Genomic DNA, 23,897 nt, shown 5'->3' with positions numbered 1-23,897 from the left:
TGTCCTCCTATTAGAATTTCAATCCGTTTTCACGAGCTGCATCAGCCAAAGCTTTCACACGTCCGTGATATAGATATCCACCGCGGTCGAACACCACTTCTGAAATACCTTTAGCGTTTGCACGTTCTGCAACGAGTTTACCGACAGTAACGGCTTGTTCAGTTTTAGTTCCTTTTGAAACTTCTTTGTCAAGAGTTGAAGCACTTGCGAGCGTTACACCCGCTACGTCATCAATCACTTGAGCGTAGATGCCTGTATTAGAACGGAATACGTTCAAACGTGGGCGATCAGCAGTTCCAGAGAGTTTTCCGCGAACGCGACGGTGGCGTTTTTGGCGGAGTTTGTTTTTATCTGGTTTTGAAATCACAGTTTTCACCTCTTTAGTTTTAAATCGTGTGCTATGCACAAAGTTGGAAAATAGGTCGGTGGTTGAAGATCAACCACTCACCATTATTTACCTGTTTTACCTTCTTTAAGACGAACATATTCGCCAACGTAACGGATACCTTTACCTTTATATGGTTCTGGTGAACGAAGGCTACGTACGTAAGCAGCTGTTTGACCAACTACTTCTTTTGAAATTCCGCTAACAACGATTGTTGTTGGGTTTGGAAGTTCAAAAGTAATTCCTTCTGGAGCTTCAACTTCGTCTGGATGAGATTTACCTACAGCCAAAACAAGTTTTTTTCCTTGAAGTTGTGCACGGTAACCAACCCCACGCATTTCAAGTTCTTTCTTGAATCCTTCTGATACACCAACAACCATGTTGTTCAAAAGGGCACGAGTAGTTCCGTGGATTGTTTTCATTTCTTTTGAATCGTTTGGACGGTGAAGAGTTACTTCAGTACCTTCCACACGGATTTCAATATCTTTTGAGAACTCACGAGTAAGTTCTCCTTTAGGTCCTTTTACAGTTACTACGTTGTCATTGTTAGTGAGTTCAACACCAGCAGGCAACACGATAACTTTATTACCAATACGTGACATGTTTATTTTCTCCTGTTAGATTGTCAGGCCATGACGGCCAGTTTTCACGGGGGGCATTCGGATTAGAGCAAACCTAGTTTCTTTCGAAAAGCTTTGACAAACTCCTGATATTCTGTCAATACATCAATAGCCGCAGGACTATAACCAATTTCACATAAAAGAGATACAAGGTCATCTTTTGACAATTCAGCCAAAGCGTCTTCTGCAACAATAAGTTTTTCATTCAATTCAGTAGCTTTCATCTTTTTCTCCTAAACTAATTTACTCTCTATTTAGCTGATCAGTAAATCAGCTAAATTGAACACGAGCTATGGTCTGTGTGAAAAAGACAAATCTTCCTAGAGTGTTAACACTCTTTGTCAGATTTCCTATTTTCACATTGCCCATGACGCTCTTTGTATCTTGATTTTACCAAACGTAAGCGATAACTTCCCCACCAACATTCTTTTGGCGAGCTTCTTTATCAGTAAGCAAACCTTCAGAAGTTGAAAGGATAGCAATTCCAAGTCCGTTAAGAACTTTTGGAAGATCTTCACGTTTTTTGTAGACACGAAGTCCTGGCTTAGAAACACGTTTCAAGTTAGTGATAACTTTTTCACCGTTTGGTCCGTATTTAAGGAATACACGGATGATGCCTTGTTTGTCATCTTCGATGATCTCTACGTTCTTAACAAAACCTTCGCGTTTAAGGATTTCAGCAATCCCTTTTTTGATGTTTGATGCAGGTACTTCAAGTACTTCGTGTTTCGCTTGGTTAGCGTTACGAATACGAGTTAGAAAGTCTGCGATTGGGTCAGTCATAACCATTTTATTTTTCTCCTCTTACTAGTAGTTTGCAAGTTGCACTTGCTAGTTAATACATGATACAAAGAGCGTAACAGCAAGAGCAAAAATAGGCAATTTGATGCAGGAGCGATGCTCCAAAGAAAATTGGTCTTTTTTGCCAAAGCTGTAGCTCGTGTTCAAATTGGCAAGCCCAACTGAACCCGGGCTAAACTCTGTGTGAAAAAGATAAACTTTCCTAGAAACTTCAGTTTCTTCGTCAAGTTTCCTATTTTCACTTGGAGTTTTGACGCCCTTGATATCTTAAATTACCAAGATGCTTTTGTTACACCAGGAATTTGTCCTTTGTAAGCTAATTCACGGAAGCAAACACGGCAAAGTTTAAATTTGCGGTAAACTGAATGTGGACGACCACATTTTTCACAACGAGTATAAGCTTGAGTAGAGAACTTCGCTGGACGTTTGTTCTTAGCAATCATTGATTTTTTAGCCATTAGATTTACCTCCTATATTATTTTGCAAAAGGCATTCCAAGGCCTGTAAGCAATGCACGTGACTCTTCGTCAGTGTTAGCAGTTGTTACGATAACGATGTCAAGACCACGAGTTTTGTCAACGTCATCAAAGTTGATTTCTGGGAAGATCAATTGTTCTTTCACACCAAGAGTGTAGTTTCCGCGTCCATCAAATGATTTTGTTGGAACACCGTGGAAGTCACGCACACGTGGAAGTGAAACTGAAACCAATTTATCCAAGAATTCGTACATACGTTCACCACGAAGGGTAACTTTTGCACCGATCGCTACACCTTCACGAAGACGGAAGCCGGCGATTGATTTTTTAGCTTTAGTGATAAGTGGTTTTTGACCTGAGATAAGCGCCAATTCTTCAGCAGCTTTTTCAAGGCTTTTAGCGTTTGATACAGCTTCACCAACACCCATGTTCAAAACGATCTTATCTACTTTAGGTACAGCCATCACTGATGAGTAGTTGAATTGTTCTGTCAAAGCAGGAACTACTTCATTAAGATATTTTTCTTTTAAACGATTTGCCATTATACTTCTCCTTTCCTTCGTGATTAATCAAGCACTTCGCCTGATTTTTTGTTGTAGCGAACTTTTTTACCGTCTACAAATTTGTAACCAACACGACCAGCTACACCATTTTTGTCCAATACTTGAACGTTTGATACGTGGATAGCTGCTTCTTTCTCGATGATACCACCTTGAGGAAGATCATTAGTTGGACGTTGGTGTTTCTTAACGATGTTTACACCTTCAACGATAACTTTGTTTACTTTTGGAAGGGCAGTAAGGACAACAGCTTCTGTTCCCTTGTCTTTACCAGCGATTACGCGAACTTTGTCGCCTTTTTTTACAAACATTAGGTTTCTCCTTGATTTTTCTTACGCCCATAAGGGCACCCTGGAGGTAAATCCAGGGGACTAGTTTGTTTTTTTAAAATTAAAGTACTTCTGGAGCAAGTGACACGATCTTCATGAAGCCACCTTCACGCAATTCACGTGCAACTGGGCCAAAGATACGTGTTCCGCGAGGAGTTTTGTCTTCACGGATGATAACTGCTGCGTTTTCGTCAAACTTGATGTATGAACCATCAGCACGACGAGCACCTGATTTAGTACGAACGATAACAGCTTTTACAACGTCACCTTTTTTAACCGCACCACCAGGAGTAGCTTGTTTTACAGATGCCACAATGACATCACCGATGTTCGCAAATTTACGTTTAGAACCACCAAGAACTTTGATAGTCAAGATTTCGCGTGCACCACTGTTGTCTGCGACTTTCAAACGAGTTTCTGTTTGAATCATTTCAGTTTTCTCCTTTCAGGCTTGATTAGATGATGACCGCTTCTTCAACAACTTCTACAAGACGGAAACGTTTTGTAGCTGAAAGCGGACGAGTTTCCATGATACGTACGATATCGCCTTCTTTGGCAACATTGTTTTCATCATGTGCTTTGTATTTTTTAGAGTAGTTAATACGTTTACCATAGACTGGGTGGTTACGTTTTGTTTCAACTACAACTGTGATTGTCTTGTCCATTTTGTCAGATACAACACGTCCAACAAGAACTTTACGATTATTGCGTTCCATTGAAATTTCTCCTTCCCTAGTCTATTATTTCGCTTCAGATTGAACTGTTTTGATACGAGCGATTTGTTTTTTAACTTCTTTCAAGCGAGCTGTTTGTTCCAATTGACCAGTAGCAGCTTGGAAACGAAGTTCAAACAATTCTTTTTTCAATTCGTTTTCGCGCTTCGCGAGTTCTTCTTGAGAAAGACCACGAAGTTCTTTAACAAATTCTTTTACTTCATTAAGTTTCATGCCTTCTCCTTATTCTGCTTCACGTTTTACGAATTTACATTTAACTGGCAATTTGTGGCTAGCAAGACGAAGCGCTTCGCGAGCGATCTCTTCAGATACACCAGCAACTTCAAACATCACTTTACCACGTTTAACTGGTGCTACCCAACCTTCAGGTGCCCCTTTACCAGATCCCATACGCACACCGATAGCTTTAGCAGTGTATGATTTGTGTGGGAAGATTTTAATCCAAACTTTACCACCACGTTTCATGTAACGAGTCATGGCGATACGAGCAGCTTCGATTTGGCGGTTAGTGATCCAGTGGCTAGTTGTAGCTTGAAGACCGTATTCACCGAAAGCTACTTCTTTTCCACCTTTTGCTTCACCTCGCATTTTTCCACGGAATTCACGACGGTGTTTAACACGTTTAGGTACTAACATTGGTTATTTACCTCCTTTAGTGTTTTTACGAGCTGGAAGAACTTCACCACGGTAGATCCATACTTTAACACCAAGTTTACCGTATGTAGTATCTGCTTCTTCCCAAGCGTAATCGATATCTGCACGAAGTGTGTGAAGTGGAACAGTTCCTTCAGAGTATCCTTCAGCACGGGCGATATCTGCACCGTTCAAACGACCTGATACTTGAGTTTTGATTCCTTTAGCTCCAGCACGCATTGCACGTTGGATTGCTTGTTTTTGTGCACGACGGAAAGCAACACGTTGCTCCAATTGACGAGCAATTCCTTCACCTACAAGGTGAGCATCCAAATCAGGTTGTTTGATTTCGATGATGTTGATGTGTACTTGTTTTCCAGTCAATTTGTTAAGTTTTGCACGGAGTGCATCAACGTTAGCGCCACCTTTACCGATAACCATACCTGGTTTAGCAGTGTGAAGTGAAACGTTAACTTTGTTCACTGCGCGTTCGATTTCGATAGTTGAAACTGCTGCGTCAGCAAGTTCTTTTTGAACGAATTTACGGATTGCAAGATCTTCATGAAGGTAATCCGCGTATTCTTTTTCAGCATACCATTTGGCATCCCAATCACGGATGATGCCGACACGCATACCAATTGGATGTACTTTTTGACCCACGATGTTACCTCCTTATTTTTCTGCAACAGCTACAGTGATGTGAGCTGTACGTTTGTTGATTGGTGAAGCTGAACCTTTCGCACGTGGACGGAAACGTTTCATAGTTGGTCCTTCGTTTGCGAATGCCTCAGATACTACCAAGTTAGCTTTGTCCAAACCAAAGTTGTTTTCAGCGTTAGCTACAGCTGAGTTCAAAACTTTCAAGATGATTTCAGCAGCTTTGTTTGGAGTGAATGTCAAGATTGCAATAGCGTCGGCTACGCTTTTACCACGAATATTGTCAAGAACAAGACGTGATTTACGAGGTGAAACACGTACTGTACGAGCCATTGCTTTAGCTGAAGTAATTTCTGCCATTTATGTTCTCCTTATTTTCTACGTGTTTTCTTGTCGTCTGCAGCGTGACCTTTGTAAGTACGAGTTGGTGCAAATTCACCAAGTTTGTGACCTACCATGTCTTCTTGGATGTAAACAGGTACGTGTTTACGTCCGTCATAAACTGCGATAGTGTAACCAATGAAACTTGGGAAGATCGTTGAACGACGTGACCAAGTTTTGATAACTTTTTTCTTTTCGTCGTTAGCTTGAGCTTCAACTTTTTTCATCAAATGCTCATCGACGAAAGGTCCTTTTTTAAGACTGCGTCCCATTTTAATATTTTCTCCTTTAAATGTTGTACCACAGCGGCTTGCGCTCACACGGAACGCTACCGAGCTGGCGGATTTCCTAGTTGCTTAAGCGACTAGTTTATTATTATTTCTCGTTGCGACGACGAACGATAAGTTTGTCAGATTTCGCTTTCTTGTTACGAGTTTTAAGACCAAGAGCAGGTTTGCCCCATGGAGTAGATGGCGCTTTACGACCAACTGGTGCTTTACCTTCACCACCACCGTGTGGGTGATCGTTAGGGTTCATTACAGAACCACGAACTGTTGGGCGGATACCTTTCCAACGGCTACGTCCTGCTTTACCAAGGTTCACAAGTCCATGTTGCTCGTTTCCGACAACACCAACTGTTGCACGACAAGTTCCAAGAATCATACGTACTTCGCCAGATTGAAGACGAACAAGAACATATTTACCTTCTTGACCCAATACTTGAGCAGAAGCTCCAGCTGCACGGACCAATTCTCCACCACGACCTGGTTTCAATTCGATGTTGTGGATCAAAGTACCAACTGGGATGTTAGCAAGTGGAAGAGCGTTTCCGACTTTGATATCTGCTTCAGGACCTGAAACGATACGTTGACCAACTTCAAGACCTTTTGGAGCGATGATGTATGCTTTCACACCGTCAGTGTAGTGTACAAGAGCGATGTTTGCAGAACGGTTTGGATCGTACTCGATTGTTTTAACAACTGCTTCAACGTTATCTTTGTTACGTTTGAAGTCAACCAAACGGTAGAAACGTTTGTGTCCACCACCTTGGTGACGAACAGTGATACGACCGTTGTTGTTACGACCAGCCTTGCTCTTCAAAGCAACAAGCAATGATTTTTCAGGAGTGCTTGTTGTGATTTCAGCGAAATCCAAAGAAGTCATATTACGGCGACCGTTTGTTGTTGGTTTATAAACACGAATTCCCACGATATTTCCTCCTTAGATTATTCAGCTTCAGCAGCAAACAACTCGATTGCTTTTGAATCAGCTGTAAGTGTGATGATAGCTTTTTTAGTTTTGTTAGTAAAACCAGTGTAACGTCCAACACGTTTAGCTTTTGGTTTTACGTTGATTGTGTTAACGTTGGCAACTTTAACACCTTCGAAAGCAGCTTCAACAGCTTGCTTGATCAAAAGTTTGTGTGCACGAGTGTCAACTTCAAATACATATTTACCTGCTTCAAGTTGAGCCATTGAGCTTTCAGTGATGACAGGTTTTTTGATAACATCATACAAATTCATTATGCAAGAACCTCCTCGATTTTAGAGATAGCTGCTTGTGTGACAAGAAGTTTGTCGCTATTTGCGATGTCAAGAACACTTGCAGTTGTAGCAGTTGCAACTTTCACATTTGGAAGGTTACGAGCTGAAAGAGCTGCGAATTCATTTCCTTCTTCAAGGATAACAAGAACTTTAGAATCGATGCTCAATGCTGCAAGAACTTTTGCAAATTCAGCAGTTTTTGGAGCTGTAAATGAAAGAGCGTCTACAGCTACGAATTTGTTTTCAGCAACTTTTTCAGAGTAAACTGATTTAAGTGCTAGGCGACGAACTTTTTGTGGAAGTTTGTAGCCGTATGAACGTGGAGTTGGTCCGAAGACAACACCACCACCACGCCATTGTGGTGAGCGGATAGAACCTTGACGAGCACGTCCAGTTCCTTTTTGACGCCATGGTTTGCGTCCACCACCTGATACTGCAGAGCGGTTTTTAACAGCGTGTGTTCCTTGACGAAGGCTTGCGCGTTGGCTGATGATCACATCAAACACAACTGATTCATTTGGTTCAATACCAAATACTGCGTCGTTAAGAACAACTTGGCCAGCTTCTTTACCAGTTTGGTCAAATAATGTTACGTTTGCCATTGTGACTGATTTCCCCTTTCTTTATTATTTACCAGCTTTAACTGCTGATTTGATAGTGATAAGAGATTTCTTAGCACCTGGTACGTTACCTTTGATAAGGATAACGTTCTTTTCTGGAACAACTTGTACAACTTCAAGGTTTTGAATTGTTACGCGGTCGCCACCCATACGTCCTGCAAGGTTTTTACCTTTGAATACGCGGTTAGGTGCAACAGGTCCCATAGAACCTGGACGACGGTGGTAACGAGAACCGTGAGCCATTGGTCCACGTGATTGTCCATGGCGTTTGATAACACCTTGGAAACCTTTACCTTTAGAAGTACCAGTTACGTCAACAACGTCTCCAGCTGCGAATGTTTCAACTGTGATTTCAGCACCAACTTCCAAGCCTTCAACGTTTTTGAATTCACGAATGAAGCGCTTAGGAGCCGTGTTAGCTTTTGCTACATGTCCTTTAGCAGGTTTGTTGCTCAATACTTCGCGTTTGTCATCGAAACCAACTTGGATAGCGTTGTATCCGTCTGTTTCTACAGTTTTAACTTGAAGAACAACGTTTGGAGTTGCTTCAATAACTGTTACAGGGATCAATTCGCCAGCTTCAGTGAAGATTTGAGTCATTCCCACTTTTTTCCCTAAGATTCCTTTTGTCATGAGAAAATAGTTCCTTTTCTATATTTTTATTCAAAAAGTTTTTAACGAGCGTTTTTTATGCTCAAGGTATCAAGCTTTAGATTAAAGTTTGATTTCTACGTTTACACCACTTGGAAGATCCAATTTCATCAAAGCATCAACTGTTTTTTGAGTTGGGTTAACGATATCGATCAAGCGTTTGTGTGTACGCATTTCAAATTGTTCGCGAGAGTCTTTGTATTTGTGAGTCGCACGAATGATTGTGTAGAGGCTACGCTCAGTTGGAAGTGGGATTGGACCCGCAACTTGTGCACCTGTACGAGTAGCTGATTCTACGATTTTTGCAGCCGCTGTGTCAAGCGTACGGTGTTCGTAAGCTTTCAAACGGATACGGATTTTTTTGTTTGCCATCTTTTTCTCCTTTTCGTCTATTTAAGATAATAGGCTAGCTCCACAAGAAAACCGACGCGGTGTTGCGTGGCAATGCAACCGAGCGTGTCGCAACCTCTTGCATCAAAGCTAAGGCTGTATTTTACAGCACCATAATAGAATAACACAAAGCCCCTGCGATTGCAAGGGATTTGTGAGCTTTTTTTCGTTTTTTGGGGATGAAACTGTTTTCCTATTTCATCTTCATACAATTACTAATTTACGACTATTAAAACCAATCTTTTCTTCTATACAATACGAGTCATTTTGACTTTGAATTTGTCTTGCGATTGATCCACTAAGATATCTGCTTTAGACTCGGTTTCTCTATAGTAACGCAGATACTGCTCCCGTCTCATCTGATGGCTAGCTAACACAACGGAAGCATCTCGATTTCTAATCATCGTATCTCGAGCTAGACGCCTTTTTATTTCTGTTTCTTCGTCCGCGTAGAAGCAGATGGTTTTGTCAAAGAGTTCCTTGGGTAGAAAGCCCACAGACATCCCTTCAACAATCAGAATTGGTTTTGCTCCAGACAAGATTTCACTAGCCTTCCACGGTTCATCGATTGTTAAGACATCCATACCTGCCTGCAAGGCGAGAATATCTCTCTGCAAACTTGCCAGTTCATGCGCCACTGGCAGACAAGCTGTCACCTTTTGATCAGGTGCTTGCTTTGGTACTACTAGGTGACGTTCTGAGGTAATATAGGGATCTGTTTCTAGCAAATTTACTGTAGTAGAATCTAGGGTTTGATACAATTCATGAGCAAAGGTAGACTTACCTGATGCACCGTGACCGTAAATCCCCAGTGTTTTGACTTTCCCCATTTCAATCTCTGAAACCAGTTGTTCTATCAGGTCTTTTTTCTTCATTCTCTCTTCACCTGTTCATAGCTTTCTTTTCCGTCATTAAGCTTGTCCCAAATCACCACTTGCCCACTTTTGAGGGATTTTTGCACATCGATAATTCGTTGATTGGAAGAACCTCGGAACTGGAGCATGAGATTGCGCTTGCTTTTGTCATAACGACCATCGACAAGGATGTCAATCAGCGACAAGAGTTCCAGTTTATCTGGAGTCTCCAGCATCATTTCTTCCCAAGTATAACCTGTCCAAGACCAGATGTCTTTATCTGGTAATTCCTTCCGAATGCGTTTAACGAGAGGTAAGAGAATGCCTGTATTAAGAAAGGGTTCTCCTCCCAGCAGGGTCAAGCCTTGAACATAGGGCTGGGCAAGATCTGCCATAATCTGTTCTTCTAACTCTGCTGTATAAGGAATTCCTGCATTGAAAGACCAAGTCGCAACATTATAGCACCCCTCACAGTGAAACATGCAACCTGATACATAGAGAGAATTGCGCACGCCTTCTCCATCGACAAAGTTAAAGGCCTTGTAGTCAATGATTCGCCCTTGACTAAGCTCCTCGCTTTTCCATTCACCAGGTTTTGGTGTATTCCATGTCATGATTCTACTCCAAATCTATCCAGTAACGTTCTACGCCATTGCGAACATCCTCAAAGAGTCCGCCATTTGTCACAATCACCACCCTACTAGCAGGATTTTCCGTACTACAGGTCACAAGTACTTTTTTGATGTTCTTTTCCTTGGCAACTTGCAAGCCTTGTCGAAGAGCTTCTTTGGCGTAACCTTTGCCTCTTTCAGATGGACGAATGGAGTAGCCAATATGGCCCCCATTTTCTAGTAAGTAGTCATTTAATCGGAGACGAAGGTTGAGAAAGCCAAGAGCCTGGCCTGCTACGTCAAAACTAACCAGCTGGATAGCAGGAACCCAGTTTTCAGGAATATTGAGGCCCGCTTCCGCTTGAAGATTTTCTTCTAGCCACTCTTCATAAACAAAATTGTTGGCGTTCCAAAACCCACCATCGTGGGGTGATTGAGTCTGTTCAAACTCTGCCATCATCTCTAAAACTGTTTCTTTATCTGCCAATCTTGGTCTGCGTAGTATCATTTTTACCTCCAATTAAGAGAAAAGTGAGAGGCAACTCTCACTTTTCTTTTTTCTTGTTCTTGTTTAAAAACTGTTCTCTGAGGTTGAGCAAGCGTTCTTTTTTACCAGCTCCACCTTTAGAGTATTTCTCGTGATAACGGGTCACTTGTGCGCGTCCCTTATCGTCTAATTGGTATTTCCCCATTCCATCTCTTTCTAATTTGTTACTTCATGTCCTGCCGTTTTAATAGTAGAACCGTTCATGTGTTTGACACGCGCAGCGATTTCCTTGTGGCGTCCGTTAACCATTGGACGCGCTTGAGGGTTTCCCAGATAGCCACAAGTTCGTTTGACTACATCTACTGTTTTAGGGTCGCTATTCCCACAGTTGGGACAAGCAAAGCCTCTCTCAGTCGGTTCAAAATCCCCTTCAAAATCACACTTATAACAATGGTCAATCGGAGTATTGGTCCCTAGATAACCGACACGGTCATAGGCATAGTCCCAAACAGCTTCCAGGGCCTTAGGATTTTGTTGAAGAACTGGATACTCACAATAATGGATAAAGCCACCTGACGCACCTGCTTCTGGATAAACTTTCTCAAAGTCTAATTTTTCAAACGGTGTTGGATTTTTCCGGACATCGTAGTGGAAAGAGTTGGTGTAGTATTCCTTGTCTGTAATATCAGGAATAGAACCAAACTTTTCTGTATCCAAGCGACAGAAGCGATCTGTTAGACTTTCAGACGGTGTTGAGTAGATAGAGAAATGATAGCCATATTGATCAGACCACTCTTCCACCCGACGTTTCATATCGCGAATGATATCCAGCGTGAATTCCTTGGCTTCTGGATTGTGTTCCCAGCTATTTCCAAAGAAGACTGTCGCTACCTCGTACAAACCAATGTAGCCCAGCGAAACTGTCGCACGACGATTCTTAAAGAGCTGATCAACGCTCTCGTCTTTTCCAAGACGGCGTCCGAAGGCCCCGTACTGATAGAGAATAGGGGCGTTTGCTGGTGTTGCTTCCTTGGTTCGTTCGACACGATAAACCAGAGCATCCTCCGCAATGTTCATTCGCTCGTTGAAGATTTCCCAGAACTTGTTCATGTCACCTTCGGACTCGAGGGCGATACGAGGCAGATTGACTGTCACAACACCTAGATTCATCCGACCAGAATTGACTTCTACGCCATTCTCATCCTTCCATCCTTGGAGGAACGAACGGCAGCCCATAGGAACCTTGAAAGAACCAGTCAACTCGATAATCTTATCATAGGATAAGACATCCGGGTACATCCGTTTGGTTGCACACTCGAGGGCCAACTGTTTGATGTCATAGTTTGGAGTCCCTTCTTCCAAGTTAAGGCCTCTTTTAAGCGTAAAGATGAGTTTAGGGAAGATGGCTGTGCGGTGTTCTGAGCCAAGACCCTTGATACGAATGGTCAAGATAGCTTTTTGAATTTCCCGTTCAAAACGACTAGTTCCTAGACCAAAACCTAGTGAAGTAAAAGGTGTTTGTCCATTTGAAGTGAAGAGGGTGTTGATTTCATACTCGAGAGATTGCATGGCATCATAGATGTCTTTTTGGGTTTTCTGCCAAGCATAATCATCCCGTTTTTCAGGCAAGACCCATTCTTCTGCATCTTTGAGGTGCTTTTGGTAATTCTTCTCTGCATAAGGAGCTAAGACTTCATCGATACGGTCAGCTGAGCAGCCCCCGTACTGGCTAGAAGCAACGTTGGCGATGATTTGGGAAATCTGAGCTGTAGCAGTCTGGATTGACTTGGGACTCTCTACCTCCGCATTTCCAATCTTAAAACCATTTTCCAACATGCCTTTAAAATCAATCAAACAGCAGTTGGTCATCGGTGTGTAGGGGCTATAGTCCAGGTCATGATAGTGGATATCCCCCTTTTGGTGAGCATTGGCTACGTGCTTAGGAAGCATTTGCAAGCCGATTGATTTCCCCACAATCCCTGCTGTCAAATCACGCTGGGTGTTAAAAACATCACTGTCTTTATTGGCATTTTCATTGACAACTGCCCGGTCTTTATTGAGAAGTTTATGAATGCTAAAGTTGATATCTGTCGCTTTTGAGCGCTCAAAATCCCTTTGTGTCCGATAAGTGATATACTCCTCAGCTAGCGCATATTCTTTGGCTTCAAGGAGTTCATGTTCTACGATATTTTGAATCTCGTAAATCTTGACACCTTGAGGGAAACGACTGTGAATTTCCGCAATAATACGCTCAAGCAGTCCATTTAGACGTTTTTCGACCAAGGGTGTCACATCCATGACTTTGTCAGCCGCCTTGTGGAGAGCTTTGTCAATCTTGTCTATATCAAACACTACACGTCTACCATCTCGTTTTTCAACGAACAAAGTGGGAACGGTTGCAAGGTTTTCTTCTAATACAATCATATCCAGGCTCTTTTCTATTTTTCTTCTTAAATGATATTATACCACTCCAAAAAGAAAAATCAATATCTTGTGTTAAAAATTCTAAAATTTTTAAAAATACACAAGATATTGATTTATTATTTAGATTTATAAAGCTTGAATTCCTTACTATCCGTCTGAACAAGCTCGTATTTTTCACTAAGTAGGCTCTCTACATCCGACCACAAGGCAACCTTTTGGTTGACCAAAATCATCTTCGGTTGATTTTCTTTCAAGTCATTGACTAGTTTCGTTTTATTCTCGTCGCTTGCAGTATAGAGCGTCGGTGTTACTAGAGAGCTTGGTGCCAAGCGTTCGCTTGCTCGATAAAAATCTGGACGATCATCCCAAGCATAGACACGATCCTCAGAACTCGTTTGCTGTTTGACCAAGCTAGCAAGTTGCTCGCGTTCCTGATAAGTACTTGGATGCGAAATATAGCGACTCAAAACAGGTAGGAAAAGTAAATAGACTATCGCAATTAATGGTAGATAGAAATTTCCCTTGAGGTAGCGACCAAAGAGTGATGAAGAACGAACTCTTCGTCTACTACGACTGATACGATCAGAGCTTCCTTCTTTGATGTTGGTTAACAATAACAATGTCAGAAAGGGCAAAATCGCTGCCAAACGTGAGCCATGCAAAGGTTCCTTTGAAAGAATTAACAAAGAAAGAGTTACTAATAATCCTAAAATAGCGCCTATTGAGACAGCAGATTGCTGAGCTGACTTGGTCTGAAACAATCCTGAAAAGATCAATGTCAGAATCCCAATACCGATGGATAGCAAACCATAGAAAGCAGCATTCTCCATAAGATTGGCATTTGAAAATAGATTTAGCGTATCTATTGGATACAAAGTATGGCTAATCGCATCACCAAAAGTTCCTGTTAAGACTGTATAATAGCCAATTGGATAAAAAAGGATAGAAAATCCTAGAGCTGATGCGAAAAATTGATACAAACCATGAGCAAATTTACGCTTGGCAATATTAAATCCAAACAAACTCAAGGCAAGTGTGGCTGCAAACAAAGCTGTGGGAATAGGTGATAGAAAGAAAGCTAATGCTAAACTCATCCCAACTCGCAAGAAACCTTTATCGTTACTTGGATCATCCAGATAGTCAGCCACTAGGCTAAAACTATAAAATAGAAAAGGCAAGGCCACAGCCACTGCATAGCTACCACCAAATCCCAGACTGCCCACAAGCAGATAGAAAACCAACAAAAGCTGTCTAGCCTGCTCTCCCTGACCTGTCAAGGTATCTGCGGATTTAAATAGAAAAACACCAGCCCCGAACAAGGCCAACCACTCCACCAAAGCAAAAAGAATACTCCCTTGAGAGAGATAGATTAGTACGTAATAAAGCAGTCCATTTGAACCATAATAATCCGTGTAAATCTGCCCACTCTGATGTAGCGCCCAACCAGTATAAAGATCTTGCATCTGTTGGGGGCTCACCAAACCAAAGATCAGAGGCAACATTACAGAAACAGCTGTAGCAGCCAGACTCCAAATTGCCACACTAAAAAACGGAAGTGGAGTTCGTTTCTTCTTGCCTCGCTCCAGTCCAAATTCAGACTCTTGATCCAGCCGTTCCCGATATTGGTATCGAAATTCTTCTAGCTGTTCGTCTTTTTCCTCGTATACGTTCATTCAATTTCTCCTAGTAAGTTTATCTGTTTTAGTATATCAAAATCTTACAGGAATGTCAGCTAAGGATTGATATTTCCTTAACTTCTTATCTAGCTCAGCATAGCGTTCAATCTCTCGAAAACGGTGTAAACTGCTTGTTTGAAACTCTAGGATAAAATCATGTTCTTCTTGATTTAGCATTTTCATCCTCCTGCTTATCTATTCGCAAAAAGACAAAAATAAGATCCAGCCTTGGGCCAGATCTTGATGGATAATTAGAGCATGGGCGCAAACAACTGAACAATTTCCTTGATCAGGCTTTGATACCAGCTTGTTTTGATTGTGCGGGGATAGATTTCTTGAGAAACTTTAAAAATCTCTTTGAAGTCCCTCTCAATATCTATGATAGATTGCGTTCTATAAAGCAAAACGCCATTTTCATAGTGGTGAAGCAAGCTACGATAGTCAAAATTGATGGTTCCCACAGTTGCCGCCTCTCCATCGACAAGCATTTGCTTGCTATGAAGAAATCCGGGACTGTACTCATAAATGCGAACTCCAGCAGATAGCAAGTCAGGGTAGGCTCCGCGAGTAACCAATTGGATAATCTCCTTATCTGGGATACATGGCGTCACAATTCGTACATCTACTCCTCTCAGAGCTGCATTTTTGATACTCTCGGTTAGATCATAGTCAGCGATCAGATAAGGAGTCGTGATATAGACGTAATCTGTAGCTTGATTGATAAGATTTTGGTAGACCGTTTTTCCTACCTGAGCTCGGTAGATGGGTTTTGGCCCACTACTGTAAGGGATACAAAGCCCCATCCCATCTCTAGGTTGATTTTCGAGATGGTATTGGTCAAAATCGCTAATTTCCCCACGATTGATATACCAAGTGGATAAGAAGAGTCTAGTAAAAGCCTTAACAGCCGGTCCATCTAGTCGAATACCGCTATCCTTCCAATAGCCAAAGCGTTCGATATGGTTGATATACTCATCTGCCAGATTAACACCACCTGTATAGGCGATCTGCCCATCAATGATCATTATTTTACGGTGGTCACGGTTGTTATAAGCAACGGTCAAGCGCGGAATCACCTTATTAAATTTGTGGGCTTCAATCCCTAGACCACGAAGCTGGATGGTGTAATCTCCAGGCAAGGTTGCCATACAACCAATATCATCATAGAGGAGCTTCACTTCTATTCCTTGAGCTGCCTTTTCTTCCAAAATTTTCAAAATACTATTCCACATCAAACCTTCTTCGATGATATAGTATTCGAGAAAGATAAATTTCTCGGCTTTTTTGAGATCCTCTAGCATCTGGCGCCACATTCTTTCCCCTGAAGGGAAAAAATGGGTATCCGTTCGATTATAGACATCCGCATTCGTATCCATGCTAAGGAGAGATTTGATGACTCCGTAAGCCGACTTATCCTCTTCCTTTAACTCCAAACGGAGGGCTCTGCTATTGTCCTCTCGGTCAACCATTGATTGGAGCTGCTTTAGCTGCTTCATTTCTTTTTTCGATAAACGGCGTTCTCCAAACATGATATAGAGCAAGGGACCAAATACTGGCACAAAGGCTACTAACAACCATGTTACCTTACTTTCCGGATTCATGGACCGATTGACAATTGATACAATGGTCGCTAAGCTTACTAAAATGACAAGGATAATCCAGAGAATCGGGGCCATCTGGCCTAGATAGATAAATAAACCAAAGACGATAAACAACTCTGCCAACATGATGGCAATACTAAAACCATACTTAGACATGAGTAGCTGCATTTTTCTAGCTGTCATACATCCCCTTCCTTTTCTAACATCTCCCTAATTGCTTGCTAAACTAATATTTCTACTAGTATACCTCAGTTCAGGGGTAGATGGCAACCGTTTACCTTTGCTCAAGTTCCAGTCGTTCCGTGTTTGGATGATTGTTACAATTTCAGAGCCAACATATTGACCGTCATACCAGCTGCGGTTCCCATAAGGTAGACGACATCTCCCTCCTTGATAAGTCCATGCTCCAAAGAATAAGCCAAGCCAAACGGTACAGAGACTGACACCATATTTCCATAGTCAGTGACGAGATTGAGGTACTGATCCTCGGCCACACCTAGTTTTTCCATGACCAGAGGAAGAGCACGACTTGCTTGGTGAGGAATGATATAGTCCACGTCTGCCAAGGCTAGCCGTGTTTTTTCTTGAAACTCTTCAAACATGACTGGGATTTTACGAGCAGACAAGAGGAGGATTTTCTTCCCCTTCATGTCAAACATATAGTTGGTCTTCGTCGCTTCAGAGTACTCTTTTGGTTGAAAAGAAGTCAGACCTCCACGAATCTCCGTATCGTGAGCCCCTTCTGACCAAGTACGTTGGAGACTAGCAATGACCCCTTTTTCCTGACGACTTTTTTGGAAAATAAAGGCTGCAGCCCCATCACTAAAGAGTTCAAAACTTTCTTTTTGCTTGGGATTGAGCCCTAAACTACCAACCTCGCTAGAAACAATCAAGACACGATTGTATTCGCCCGCCTCAATCAAGTGGGACATGGTCGATAGAGCAGAAATAAAGCTGGTACAAGTTGTATTGATGTCCATTGCTGGAATTGAGAGTCCTTTTGCCACGCGCTCATGAATCAAGGCTGCTGTACATGGAATAGGCTGGACTCCAACGGCACTCGCCGAAACCAAACAATCAATGTCTTCTATTTTCAAATTTGCATTTTCAAGTGCCTGCTGGATAGCTGATTCTGCCAAATCTAGTTGGGTTTCTTCATTTTCAACTACACGATAACGAGTTTGATCTTTAAATTGGACAGTATGCTTTGGAAGGCAAACACCATAACCTGCGATTTCTACATGTCTTGTTACTTCTGTCATTGTCTTTTATCCTTTCATAAACGTTGGATTCGTTTGAGTTTACGGCTAGTATCCCAGTGATAATCTGAAAATTGGACCTGAGGAACTATGAAGTGTTTTTGCTGAGCCAAGAGTTGGAATTGAGCTAGAATAGCTGCCTCTAAATCCTCATCTCGTTGGCTTAGACAAACTTCCACTAACTTCTCGGAATGCTGCTTGACTTGGTAATCTCCTACATTCTCCACAAAGAGGAGGCAACGCCTGATAAAGTCTGGATAGATAGTTACCTGTCCCCCATCCAGTCCTGCAAAGTAGAAAATATCATCAGAGCGTCCTTCGATCTTGTCAATCCGTGTATAGTAGGAGCCACATGGACAAGGATCTGGATTTTCAACCAAGATATCATTGAGCTGATAGCGATAAACAGGCTGACTACTTCGTTTAAAGTCTGTAATCACTGGATAAAAACGGCGGTCATCTAGATACCGCTTTTCCACAAAGATAATGTCTTCGTTGAGATGCAGATTGCCAGCTGAGCAAGTGCAGGCTAGGAAGCCTTCAGTTGCCTGATAAACTTGGTCAATGATGGATAGTGAAAAGGTTTCAGCAATCCGTTCCCTATCACTATCTTCCAAGATTTCCGCCACCGAAACGATTTTTTGTGGGTGAATAGCTAACTCTCCATCCTTGAGACGCTTGCTCAATTCAATCAACATCGAGGCTGGCGCCACAATAATCGTTGGTTGATAGTTGTTGAGTCGCTCGATATGCTCATCTGTATGTTTGAAAATATCAAAATACTCTAGACGAATGAGCGCTGTATTGATGGTCTGATAGAGTTCATTATCAGCTCTCAAGAAAAAGGCGATGCGGTGTCCAAAAAGCTGCCCCTTGGGCAACATCTTTGCCAAGATAGCCGCAGCCCACATACTTCGCTCTTTCTCTGTTGTGATAAAGAGCCCCCGATGTCCAGACGTCCCTGAAGACAGACCGACGGCTACTTCCCCTTTAAGTTCAGTGAAGTCACGGGTCTTTTCACTTTCAATAGCCAAGCTCAAGGCTTCATCACGATCCACCCCTTGGGTGTTGAGCTCATTGAAATGTTCCATCATAAAAGCCTTGTCCATATGGTCAAAGTTGCTAGGAACCCCATTTTTAAAGTAGGGCGACTCTCGCTTTAAAAAGTCCATATAGTTAGCTAATTGCTTTTTCTGATAGTTTTCTACAGCTTCTCGAGATTTGAAATGATGAAGCCAACGAGTTTGGATAAAGGTTTTAAGAAAGGTTATTTTTTTCATGTAAGATTGACTCTATCCTTTCTACAGGATCATGGCTAACAACTACCTCGATACCGTCCCTTAAGACTTCCTCCAGAAACTCTGTCCCCCTGATATAGTCGACCCTATTATCCTGGACCAAGGAAGGAATCAGGTGCATCTGCTTGGTGTAAGGTAAGAGGTCAATTCCCCAACAGAGGTCCGCTGCAATGAGGAGATTAAGGTCTGGAAAATATAGACAGGCTTGCCCCCTAGCATGCCCGTCAACAGAGGCTACTAGGATACTGCCATCTCCGAAAAGATCACAAATCGGACGATAGGGAAAAGTTGAAACTTGCTGGTCAGCTCTGATAATGGTTAGATTTTTCTCAAAAGAAGCTGGTAAAAACTCCTTGAAAATCAAGTCTTTCAACTTGGGTTTTTGGTAGACTTCATATACTTCTTTTGTCAAGATAAAGGTTGCACGAGGAAAGAAACTAGCTCCTCCCAGATGATCTGGATGTAGGTGTGATAGAAGAACATAGTTAATTTCTTCTGGTTTGATTCCCTTCGCTTCCAGCAAACGTGAAATTTGGTCCTTCTCCGTCATTTGAACGGGCGTTCCTAGCCGATAGAAACCATAGCGAAGCCGGGTCTTAATATCGTAATGATAGCCTGTGTCATAGAGGAGATAGCCCTTGTCCCTGTGTTTGATAAGAAAAACACCTGCTGGAAAGGTCATCTTTTGATTCTTGACTCCCTTAAATAGCAAACCTGTGTAGCTGGTACAGTAGCCTGCTGGGAAATAATCAATGCTTTCGATAATCTTGGACATATTGTTCAATTCCTTCCGAAATACTGATTTGAGGGCGATACCCCAATTCTCGCTCCGCCTTGCTGATGTCCAGTGTCTGACTATAACGGAGCAGATAATAGGTATAGCGTGTCAGAGGCGGTTCACCTTTGAGTTTCAAGACCTTATACAGAAACTCTAAACTAGTAGCAATAACTGAAAGAAGAGGAGCTGGCACTTTTCTGTATGTTATTGGATAGCCCAACCCTCTCAAGGTTTCTTCTATCAAATCCTTAAAGGCTCTTGGTTCCCCATTGGTAATATTATAAACTTCGCCACTAGCTTGAGGGGCCTCTAGTGCCAAGCGAATTGCCAGAGCGACATTTTCCACACAGGTCATATCCATGAGCTGACGACCGTCTCCTATTAAGGGAATGCCAATCTTCTGACTGAGTTTGAGAACTCGGGGCAAAATACTGGTATCCCCAATCCCAAAAAGCCCACGAGGTCGTAAAATAATACTCGGAACATCGGGATAGTCCTTAAACAGCTTCTCCGAAGCCAGCTTACTACGAATGTAGTTGTTCAAATTATTTTCCTGAGGCGCAGCACTTTCTTTGATAGCTAGCTGATCTCGAGGCGCAGCATAGATGCTAGGCGAGGACACATAAACCAAACGCTGAATACCAGCCTCTCGGCAAGCATCCAGAACATACTTGGTCCCTAAGACATTTGTCTGGTAGAAATCCTCCCAAGGCCCCCAAACGGTAGAAAGAGCACCCGCATGCACAACCATGTCCATCCCCTGACAAGCCAGAGACAAGTCCTCTTGCTTGGTCAAATTTCCCTGAAAAAAAGTTACTAGGGAATTCTCCAAAGACTGACCCACCTTGCGATTGCGTCCAAAAGCGCGTACCTGATAGCCATGCTGACTGAGCTCTTCAACAACATACTTGCCTAGAAAGCCCGTAGCACCTGTTACCAATACTTTCTTCATGTCTTATTTCTCCTTGTCCCCTAAGAGCCGATGTATTTCGCTCTTCAGAATCTCTGTTGGATGATAGATTTGAGCTGCACGACTAAGTTTGTTCAAGTCTGACCAGTCATCTCTGGCCAACAACTCATCAAAAGCGCGTCCAATCGCTTCCGTATCCTCTCGTTTAGCAGTCAAGGCAATCCCTGCCTCTAATCCACGAACTGCATAGTCATACTGATCATAGTCATGGGGGAGAATCAAGGCAGGCTTACCATAGATGATACACTGGTAAAAAATACCTGCACCACCATGATGAATCACATAATCCATCTGAGGAATGTACTCCTTATAGGGAAGATAGGATACCACAGAAACATTGTCCATGAGCTCTTCACATTGGAAGTCTTGTTCGCCAAATCCCAGAGTCACAAAGAAGTGACAGTCCGGATGTGCTTCTGCCAATTGTTGTGTCTGATAGAGGAGATTGTCTTTGGCCCATGCTAGCTGAGTGCCACAGGAGACAAGGACCTTCTTATAACCTGCATAAGGAGACAAATCGAGGGGATAATTTTCTGCCCTCTCAATCGAAGAGCCAAAAGGTCCCACCCAAAGATAGTGCTCTGGAAAACCACTTTTCAGCTCCAACTCTTTCATCCCAATTCCCAAGATGGAATAGGGTGAATAGATGGTTTCCTGACCTTTCTGATTATAAGGCTTAAAATCGTAACGTTTCAATCGTTCTCTCAATAAAAAGCTTACGATTCGTTTCCCTAAACGAGTCCCTTTTCTTCCTGTCCATTGCAGACCAGATTGGAAAGATGTTTTTGGACTGCCCATTCCTCCAAAGAAACAAGGCGGTCCATCTGTCGTTTCAATGGCAAACTGTGTCGCCATAGTGGTAATCCAAGGGATTCCCAACTGTTCCGCAACTAGTCCTCCAGAGAGGGTTATAAAATCCGCAATCACAATATCAGGTCTATTCTGCTGCCACTCTTGGACTAGTTGGTCAGACACCACATTGATCAAATCAAGACTAGCTGATAACTGTCGATAAGCAGAAATAAGGTTTAATTGTCCTTCATTGTTGGCTACACGCTCAAACTCATCTACACAATTTTCTAAAATAGGGATCACCTGGAATCCCATCTCCTCTGCAACAACTTTTCGTTGTGGTCCTGTAAATAATCGAATCTCATACAAGGGATCCTTCAACAAGGGTGCGAGCAGATTCAGGGTCGGGAAGAGATGCCCACTTAAGGGCACTACAACCACATCAATTTTGATTTTTCTCATATGTCTAGAATAGCAAATTTTTAAAAAAAGAACTACCAAAATGATAGTTCTTTCCAGCATTATTTAGCTTCTTTTTCACTTTATGAATCAGAAGAGTTCTTTGTAGAGAGCTATAGTTTCTTCCAAAGTCGGCATAAATGGATTTCCTGGTGCACAAGCATCAATCAAGGCATTCTTAGAAAGGTAGTCAAAGTCAAATTCCTTTTCTTCTATACCGAGTTCAGTGAGTTTCTTCGGAATGCCTACTGTTTCAGACAGTTTTTCAATCTCAGCGATGGCGTAGGCTGCACATTCTTGGTCTGTTTTCCCTTCAACATGAAGTCCCAAAGCCTTGGCTACATTGCGGAAAGCTTCTGGTACACGTTTGGCATTTTCACGTTCAACAACTGGGAGCAGCATGGCACAGCAAACGCCATGTGGCAAATTATATACTGCACCGAGTTGGTGAGCCATAGAGTGAACATAGCCTAGACCAGCATTGTTAAAACTCATACCTCCGAGAAAGATAGCATTGACCATGGCCTCACGCGCTTCGATATCTTGGCCATTTGCCACAGCACGAGGAAGATACTCCTTGATGAGTTCAATGGCTCCGATAGAGAGTTTCTTGGTCACATTATAAGCACCTGGTGTTACCAAGGCCTCGACAGCGTGGGTAAGAGCATCCATACCTGTCGCTGCTGTCAATCCTTTCGGTTTTGAAAGCATGAGTTCTGGATCATTGACTGAGATAAGGGCGAGGCTGTTCTTATCAACCATTACCATCTTGACCTTGCGTTCTTCGTCAGTAATGACATAGTTAATGGTGATTTCTGCAGAAGTTCCAGCTGTTGTATTGATCGCAACCACTGGCAACCCTTTTTCAGCAGACTTGTGGAGACCCTCATAGTCCTGTGGTTTGCCACCATTTGTCGCAATGATAGAGATACAACTAGCCGCATCCTGAGGAGAGCCTCCCCCAAGACTGATAATGAAGTCACAACCATGCTCTTTCAAAGCAGTAACTCCGTCTGTGACGTTCTTGCAAGTCGGATTTGGCTCCACATCGCTAAAGATCACATATTCGATCCCTTCAGCATCTAATGATTTTAGGACCTTAGGTAAAATATCACTGCCTTCGATGAACTTATCTGTCACCAAAAGGGCCTTCTTATACCCCAATTCCTTGATATACGGACCTACTTCATTTACAACGCCTTTACCAATAAGGTTAACTGCCGGAACGTAAAATGTAGCCATATGTTTTTCCTCCTGCGCCTTTGCGCTATTTGATTATTTACCTTAAGTATACGACCTTATCCTTCATTTTACAAATATTTGTAAGCGCTTTAAGTAAAAAAACGGTAAAGAACCACTGGTCACGTTTTTAAACAAAAAAGCTCCAAAAAGATGGATTTCATCTCATTGGAACTTTTACTTAATCATTATTGCTTAGTTAATACCACTCGGTCAGATGCCTCTCGGTCCATATCATCGATAATCAATTGATTACCATTAACCGTGTAAATTTTGACATCATCACCGATAATGACACGTTGATTTTCTGGCTCAAAGCTTACTTGCTTGATTTCCTTATCTCCATCTGGTTCGACCTCAGTCCATGTACCAGTTTTACCTGTTACAACTAGAGTGATCTGGTCATTCTCATCTTTTCCAGTATAGGTACCATCGATGTTCGTAGGTTGAGCTACAGTAGTGTCCTGACTTGAGGACGCCTGTGGTTGGCTGGCACTTGTAGCAGAACTAGAAGATGACTCTTGTTGAGTAGATGGTTGTTGAGCAGATTGCTGGGTAGGTGCTTGTGCCTTAGGTCCACAAGCTGCTAAAAGACTAAGAATTGCTAGGGAAGCAATAGAAAGTGTGAATGTTTTCGTTTTCATAGCGATTTCCTTTCTTTTGTGCCA

34 protein-coding genes are annotated in these 23,897 nt (G+C 42.3%); all 34 read right to left on the bottom strand.

What is annotated here, in order from left to right; genetic code table 11:
* Positions 1 to 10: 10 nt before the first annotated feature.
* Positions 11 to 367 carry a 50S ribosomal protein L18 gene (rplR, locus tag D8805_RS03535; RefSeq protein ID WP_004244055.1) on the bottom strand — a complete coding sequence of 119 codons (357 nt, stop codon included), beginning with the start codon at positions 365 to 367 and terminating at the stop codon, positions 11 to 13.
* Between the two features lie 83 nt (positions 368 to 450).
* Positions 451 to 987 (bottom strand): 50S ribosomal protein L6, encoded by a 537-nt coding sequence (gene rplF / locus D8805_RS03530; protein WP_061453122.1) that lies wholly within the window; start codon positions 985 to 987, stop codon positions 451 to 453.
* 62 nt (positions 988 to 1,049) lie between these two features.
* The gene (locus tag D8805_RS03525) at positions 1,050 to 1,229 is read right to left on the bottom strand and encodes a hypothetical protein (RefSeq protein WP_000648250.1); all 180 of its coding nucleotides are present in this window, start codon (positions 1,227 to 1,229) and stop codon (positions 1,050 to 1,052) included.
* Positions 1,230 to 1,395: 166 nt separating this feature from the next.
* Positions 1,396 to 1,794 carry a 30S ribosomal protein S8 gene (gene rpsH / locus D8805_RS03520; protein WP_000245504.1) on the bottom strand — a complete coding sequence of 133 codons (399 nt, stop codon included), beginning with the start codon at positions 1,792 to 1,794 and terminating at the stop codon, positions 1,396 to 1,398.
* A 284-nt stretch (positions 1,795 to 2,078) separates the two neighbouring features.
* Positions 2,079 to 2,264, bottom strand: coding sequence for a type Z 30S ribosomal protein S14 (locus D8805_RS03515; RefSeq protein WP_001085697.1), 186 nt, complete (start codon positions 2,262 to 2,264; stop codon positions 2,079 to 2,081).
* 17 nt (positions 2,265 to 2,281) lie between these two features.
* A complete protein-coding gene (gene rplE / locus D8805_RS03510; RefSeq protein ID WP_000013542.1) occupies positions 2,282 to 2,824 on the bottom strand; it encodes a 50S ribosomal protein L5 in 543 nt (180 codons plus the stop codon).
* A gap of 23 nt (positions 2,825 to 2,847) precedes the next feature.
* Entirely contained in the window at positions 2,848 to 3,153 is a 306-nt protein-coding gene (rplX, locus tag D8805_RS03505) for a 50S ribosomal protein L24 (protein WP_000497690.1), read from the bottom strand.
* A gap of 79 nt (positions 3,154 to 3,232) precedes the next feature.
* Entirely contained in the window at positions 3,233 to 3,601 is a 369-nt protein-coding gene (gene rplN, locus D8805_RS03500; protein WP_000616548.1) for a 50S ribosomal protein L14, read from the bottom strand.
* A 25-nt stretch (positions 3,602 to 3,626) separates the two neighbouring features.
* Positions 3,627 to 3,887, bottom strand: coding sequence for a 30S ribosomal protein S17 (gene rpsQ, locus D8805_RS03495; protein WP_000440801.1), 261 nt, complete (start codon positions 3,885 to 3,887; stop codon positions 3,627 to 3,629).
* Between the two features lie 24 nt (positions 3,888 to 3,911).
* Positions 3,912 to 4,118: a 50S ribosomal protein L29 gene (gene rpmC, locus D8805_RS03490; RefSeq protein WP_000772918.1), complete on the bottom strand. Its 207-nt coding sequence runs from the start codon at positions 4,116 to 4,118 to the stop codon at positions 3,912 to 3,914.
* A gap of 9 nt (positions 4,119 to 4,127) precedes the next feature.
* On the bottom strand, positions 4,128 to 4,541 hold the full coding sequence (gene rplP, locus D8805_RS03485; protein WP_000960948.1) for a 50S ribosomal protein L16: 414 nt from the start codon (positions 4,539 to 4,541) through the stop codon (positions 4,128 to 4,130).
* Positions 4,542 to 4,544: 3 nt separating this feature from the next.
* Positions 4,545 to 5,198: a 30S ribosomal protein S3 gene (gene rpsC, locus D8805_RS03480; RefSeq protein WP_000529936.1), complete on the bottom strand. Its 654-nt coding sequence runs from the start codon at positions 5,196 to 5,198 to the stop codon at positions 4,545 to 4,547.
* Between the two features lie 12 nt (positions 5,199 to 5,210).
* The gene (gene rplV, locus D8805_RS03475) at positions 5,211 to 5,555 is read right to left on the bottom strand and encodes a 50S ribosomal protein L22 (RefSeq protein ID WP_000818137.1); all 345 of its coding nucleotides are present in this window, start codon (positions 5,553 to 5,555) and stop codon (positions 5,211 to 5,213) included.
* Positions 5,556 to 5,566: 11 nt separating this feature from the next.
* Complete coding sequence (gene rpsS, locus D8805_RS03470; protein ID WP_000533766.1) at positions 5,567 to 5,848, bottom strand: 30S ribosomal protein S19; 282 nt, start codon at positions 5,846 to 5,848, stop codon at positions 5,567 to 5,569.
* 103 nt (positions 5,849 to 5,951) lie between these two features.
* Positions 5,952 to 6,785: a 50S ribosomal protein L2 gene (rplB, locus tag D8805_RS03465; RefSeq protein ID WP_000512910.1), complete on the bottom strand. Its 834-nt coding sequence runs from the start codon at positions 6,783 to 6,785 to the stop codon at positions 5,952 to 5,954.
* A gap of 17 nt (positions 6,786 to 6,802) precedes the next feature.
* Positions 6,803 to 7,099 (bottom strand): 50S ribosomal protein L23, encoded by a 297-nt coding sequence (locus tag D8805_RS03460; RefSeq protein ID WP_001055347.1) that lies wholly within the window; start codon positions 7,097 to 7,099, stop codon positions 6,803 to 6,805.
* Positions 7,099 to 7,722 carry a 50S ribosomal protein L4 gene (gene rplD / locus D8805_RS03455; RefSeq protein WP_000024537.1) on the bottom strand — a complete coding sequence of 208 codons (624 nt, stop codon included), beginning with the start codon at positions 7,720 to 7,722 and terminating at the stop codon, positions 7,099 to 7,101. Before rplD ends, D8805_RS03460 begins: the two co-directional genes overlap by 1 nt.
* 24 nt (positions 7,723 to 7,746) lie before the next feature.
* The gene (gene rplC / locus D8805_RS03450) at positions 7,747 to 8,373 is read right to left on the bottom strand and encodes a 50S ribosomal protein L3 (protein ID WP_000160197.1); all 627 of its coding nucleotides are present in this window, start codon (positions 8,371 to 8,373) and stop codon (positions 7,747 to 7,749) included.
* An 81-nt stretch (positions 8,374 to 8,454) separates the two neighbouring features.
* Complete coding sequence (gene rpsJ / locus D8805_RS03445) at positions 8,455 to 8,763, bottom strand: 30S ribosomal protein S10 (protein WP_001284513.1); 309 nt, start codon at positions 8,761 to 8,763, stop codon at positions 8,455 to 8,457.
* A 266-nt stretch (positions 8,764 to 9,029) separates the two neighbouring features.
* Positions 9,030 to 9,656: a uridine kinase family protein gene (locus D8805_RS03440; protein ID WP_125415449.1), complete on the bottom strand. Its 627-nt coding sequence runs from the start codon at positions 9,654 to 9,656 to the stop codon at positions 9,030 to 9,032.
* Positions 9,653 to 10,249, bottom strand: coding sequence for an anaerobic ribonucleoside-triphosphate reductase activating protein (gene nrdG, locus D8805_RS03435; protein WP_125415448.1), 597 nt, complete (start codon positions 10,247 to 10,249; stop codon positions 9,653 to 9,655). The genes D8805_RS03440 and nrdG overlap by 4 nt, the downstream gene beginning before the upstream one ends.
* A 4-nt stretch (positions 10,250 to 10,253) precedes the next feature.
* Positions 10,254 to 10,754, bottom strand: a complete 501-nt coding sequence (locus D8805_RS03430) for a GNAT family N-acetyltransferase (protein ID WP_125415447.1) — start codon at positions 10,752 to 10,754, stop codon at positions 10,254 to 10,256.
* A 37-nt stretch (positions 10,755 to 10,791) separates the two neighbouring features.
* Entirely contained in the window at positions 10,792 to 10,938 is a 147-nt protein-coding gene (locus D8805_RS03425) for a hypothetical protein (RefSeq protein ID WP_125415446.1), read from the bottom strand.
* An 11-nt stretch (positions 10,939 to 10,949) separates the two neighbouring features.
* Entirely contained in the window at positions 10,950 to 13,157 is a 2,208-nt protein-coding gene (nrdD, locus tag D8805_RS03420) for an anaerobic ribonucleoside-triphosphate reductase (RefSeq protein ID WP_185774566.1), read from the bottom strand.
* 116 nt (positions 13,158 to 13,273) lie between these two features.
* Positions 13,274 to 14,830: a damage-inducible protein CinA gene (locus D8805_RS03415; protein WP_125415444.1), complete on the bottom strand. Its 1,557-nt coding sequence runs from the start codon at positions 14,828 to 14,830 to the stop codon at positions 13,274 to 13,276.
* A gap of 36 nt (positions 14,831 to 14,866) precedes the next feature.
* Complete coding sequence (locus tag D8805_RS10125) at positions 14,867 to 15,010, bottom strand: hypothetical protein (protein ID WP_000934021.1); 144 nt, start codon at positions 15,008 to 15,010, stop codon at positions 14,867 to 14,869.
* Between the two features lie 74 nt (positions 15,011 to 15,084).
* Positions 15,085 to 16,617, bottom strand: a complete 1,533-nt coding sequence (cls, locus tag D8805_RS03410) for a cardiolipin synthase (protein ID WP_125415443.1) — start codon at positions 16,615 to 16,617, stop codon at positions 15,085 to 15,087.
* A gap of 134 nt (positions 16,618 to 16,751) precedes the next feature.
* Positions 16,752 to 17,696, bottom strand: coding sequence for a 3-oxoacyl-[acyl-carrier-protein] synthase III C-terminal domain-containing protein (locus D8805_RS03405; protein ID WP_125415442.1), 945 nt, complete (start codon positions 17,694 to 17,696; stop codon positions 16,752 to 16,754).
* A gap of 14 nt (positions 17,697 to 17,710) precedes the next feature.
* A complete protein-coding gene (locus D8805_RS03400) occupies positions 17,711 to 18,973 on the bottom strand; it encodes a F390 synthetase-related protein (RefSeq protein ID WP_125415441.1) in 1,263 nt (420 codons plus the stop codon).
* A complete protein-coding gene (locus D8805_RS03395; protein ID WP_125415440.1) occupies positions 18,951 to 19,766 on the bottom strand; it encodes an MBL fold metallo-hydrolase in 816 nt (271 codons plus the stop codon). The genes D8805_RS03400 and D8805_RS03395 overlap by 23 nt, the downstream gene beginning before the upstream one ends.
* On the bottom strand, positions 19,741 to 20,721 hold the full coding sequence (locus tag D8805_RS03390; protein ID WP_125415439.1) for an NAD-dependent epimerase/dehydratase family protein: 981 nt from the start codon (positions 20,719 to 20,721) through the stop codon (positions 19,741 to 19,743). The genes D8805_RS03395 and D8805_RS03390 overlap by 26 nt, the downstream gene beginning before the upstream one ends.
* 3 nt (positions 20,722 to 20,724) lie before the next feature.
* On the bottom strand, positions 20,725 to 21,993 hold the full coding sequence (locus D8805_RS03385; RefSeq protein ID WP_125415438.1) for a glycosyltransferase: 1,269 nt from the start codon (positions 21,991 to 21,993) through the stop codon (positions 20,725 to 20,727).
* Positions 21,994 to 22,080: 87 nt separating this feature from the next.
* Positions 22,081 to 23,232 carry an iron-containing alcohol dehydrogenase gene (locus D8805_RS03380; protein WP_125415437.1) on the bottom strand — a complete coding sequence of 384 codons (1,152 nt, stop codon included), beginning with the start codon at positions 23,230 to 23,232 and terminating at the stop codon, positions 22,081 to 22,083.
* A gap of 185 nt (positions 23,233 to 23,417) precedes the next feature.
* Positions 23,418 to 23,873 carry an SP_0198 family lipoprotein gene (locus D8805_RS03375; RefSeq protein WP_125415436.1) on the bottom strand — a complete coding sequence of 152 codons (456 nt, stop codon included), beginning with the start codon at positions 23,871 to 23,873 and terminating at the stop codon, positions 23,418 to 23,420.
* Between the last annotated feature and the right edge of the window lie 24 nt (positions 23,874 to 23,897).

Origin of the sequence: Streptococcus oralis subsp. dentisani (assembly GCF_003944205.1) — a bacterium.
Taxonomy (GTDB): Bacteria; Bacillota; Bacilli; order Lactobacillales; family Streptococcaceae; genus Streptococcus; species Streptococcus oralis_BH.
Note: the sequence above shows the minus strand (reverse complement) of the source record. Positions and strands in the feature narration are given on the sequence as shown.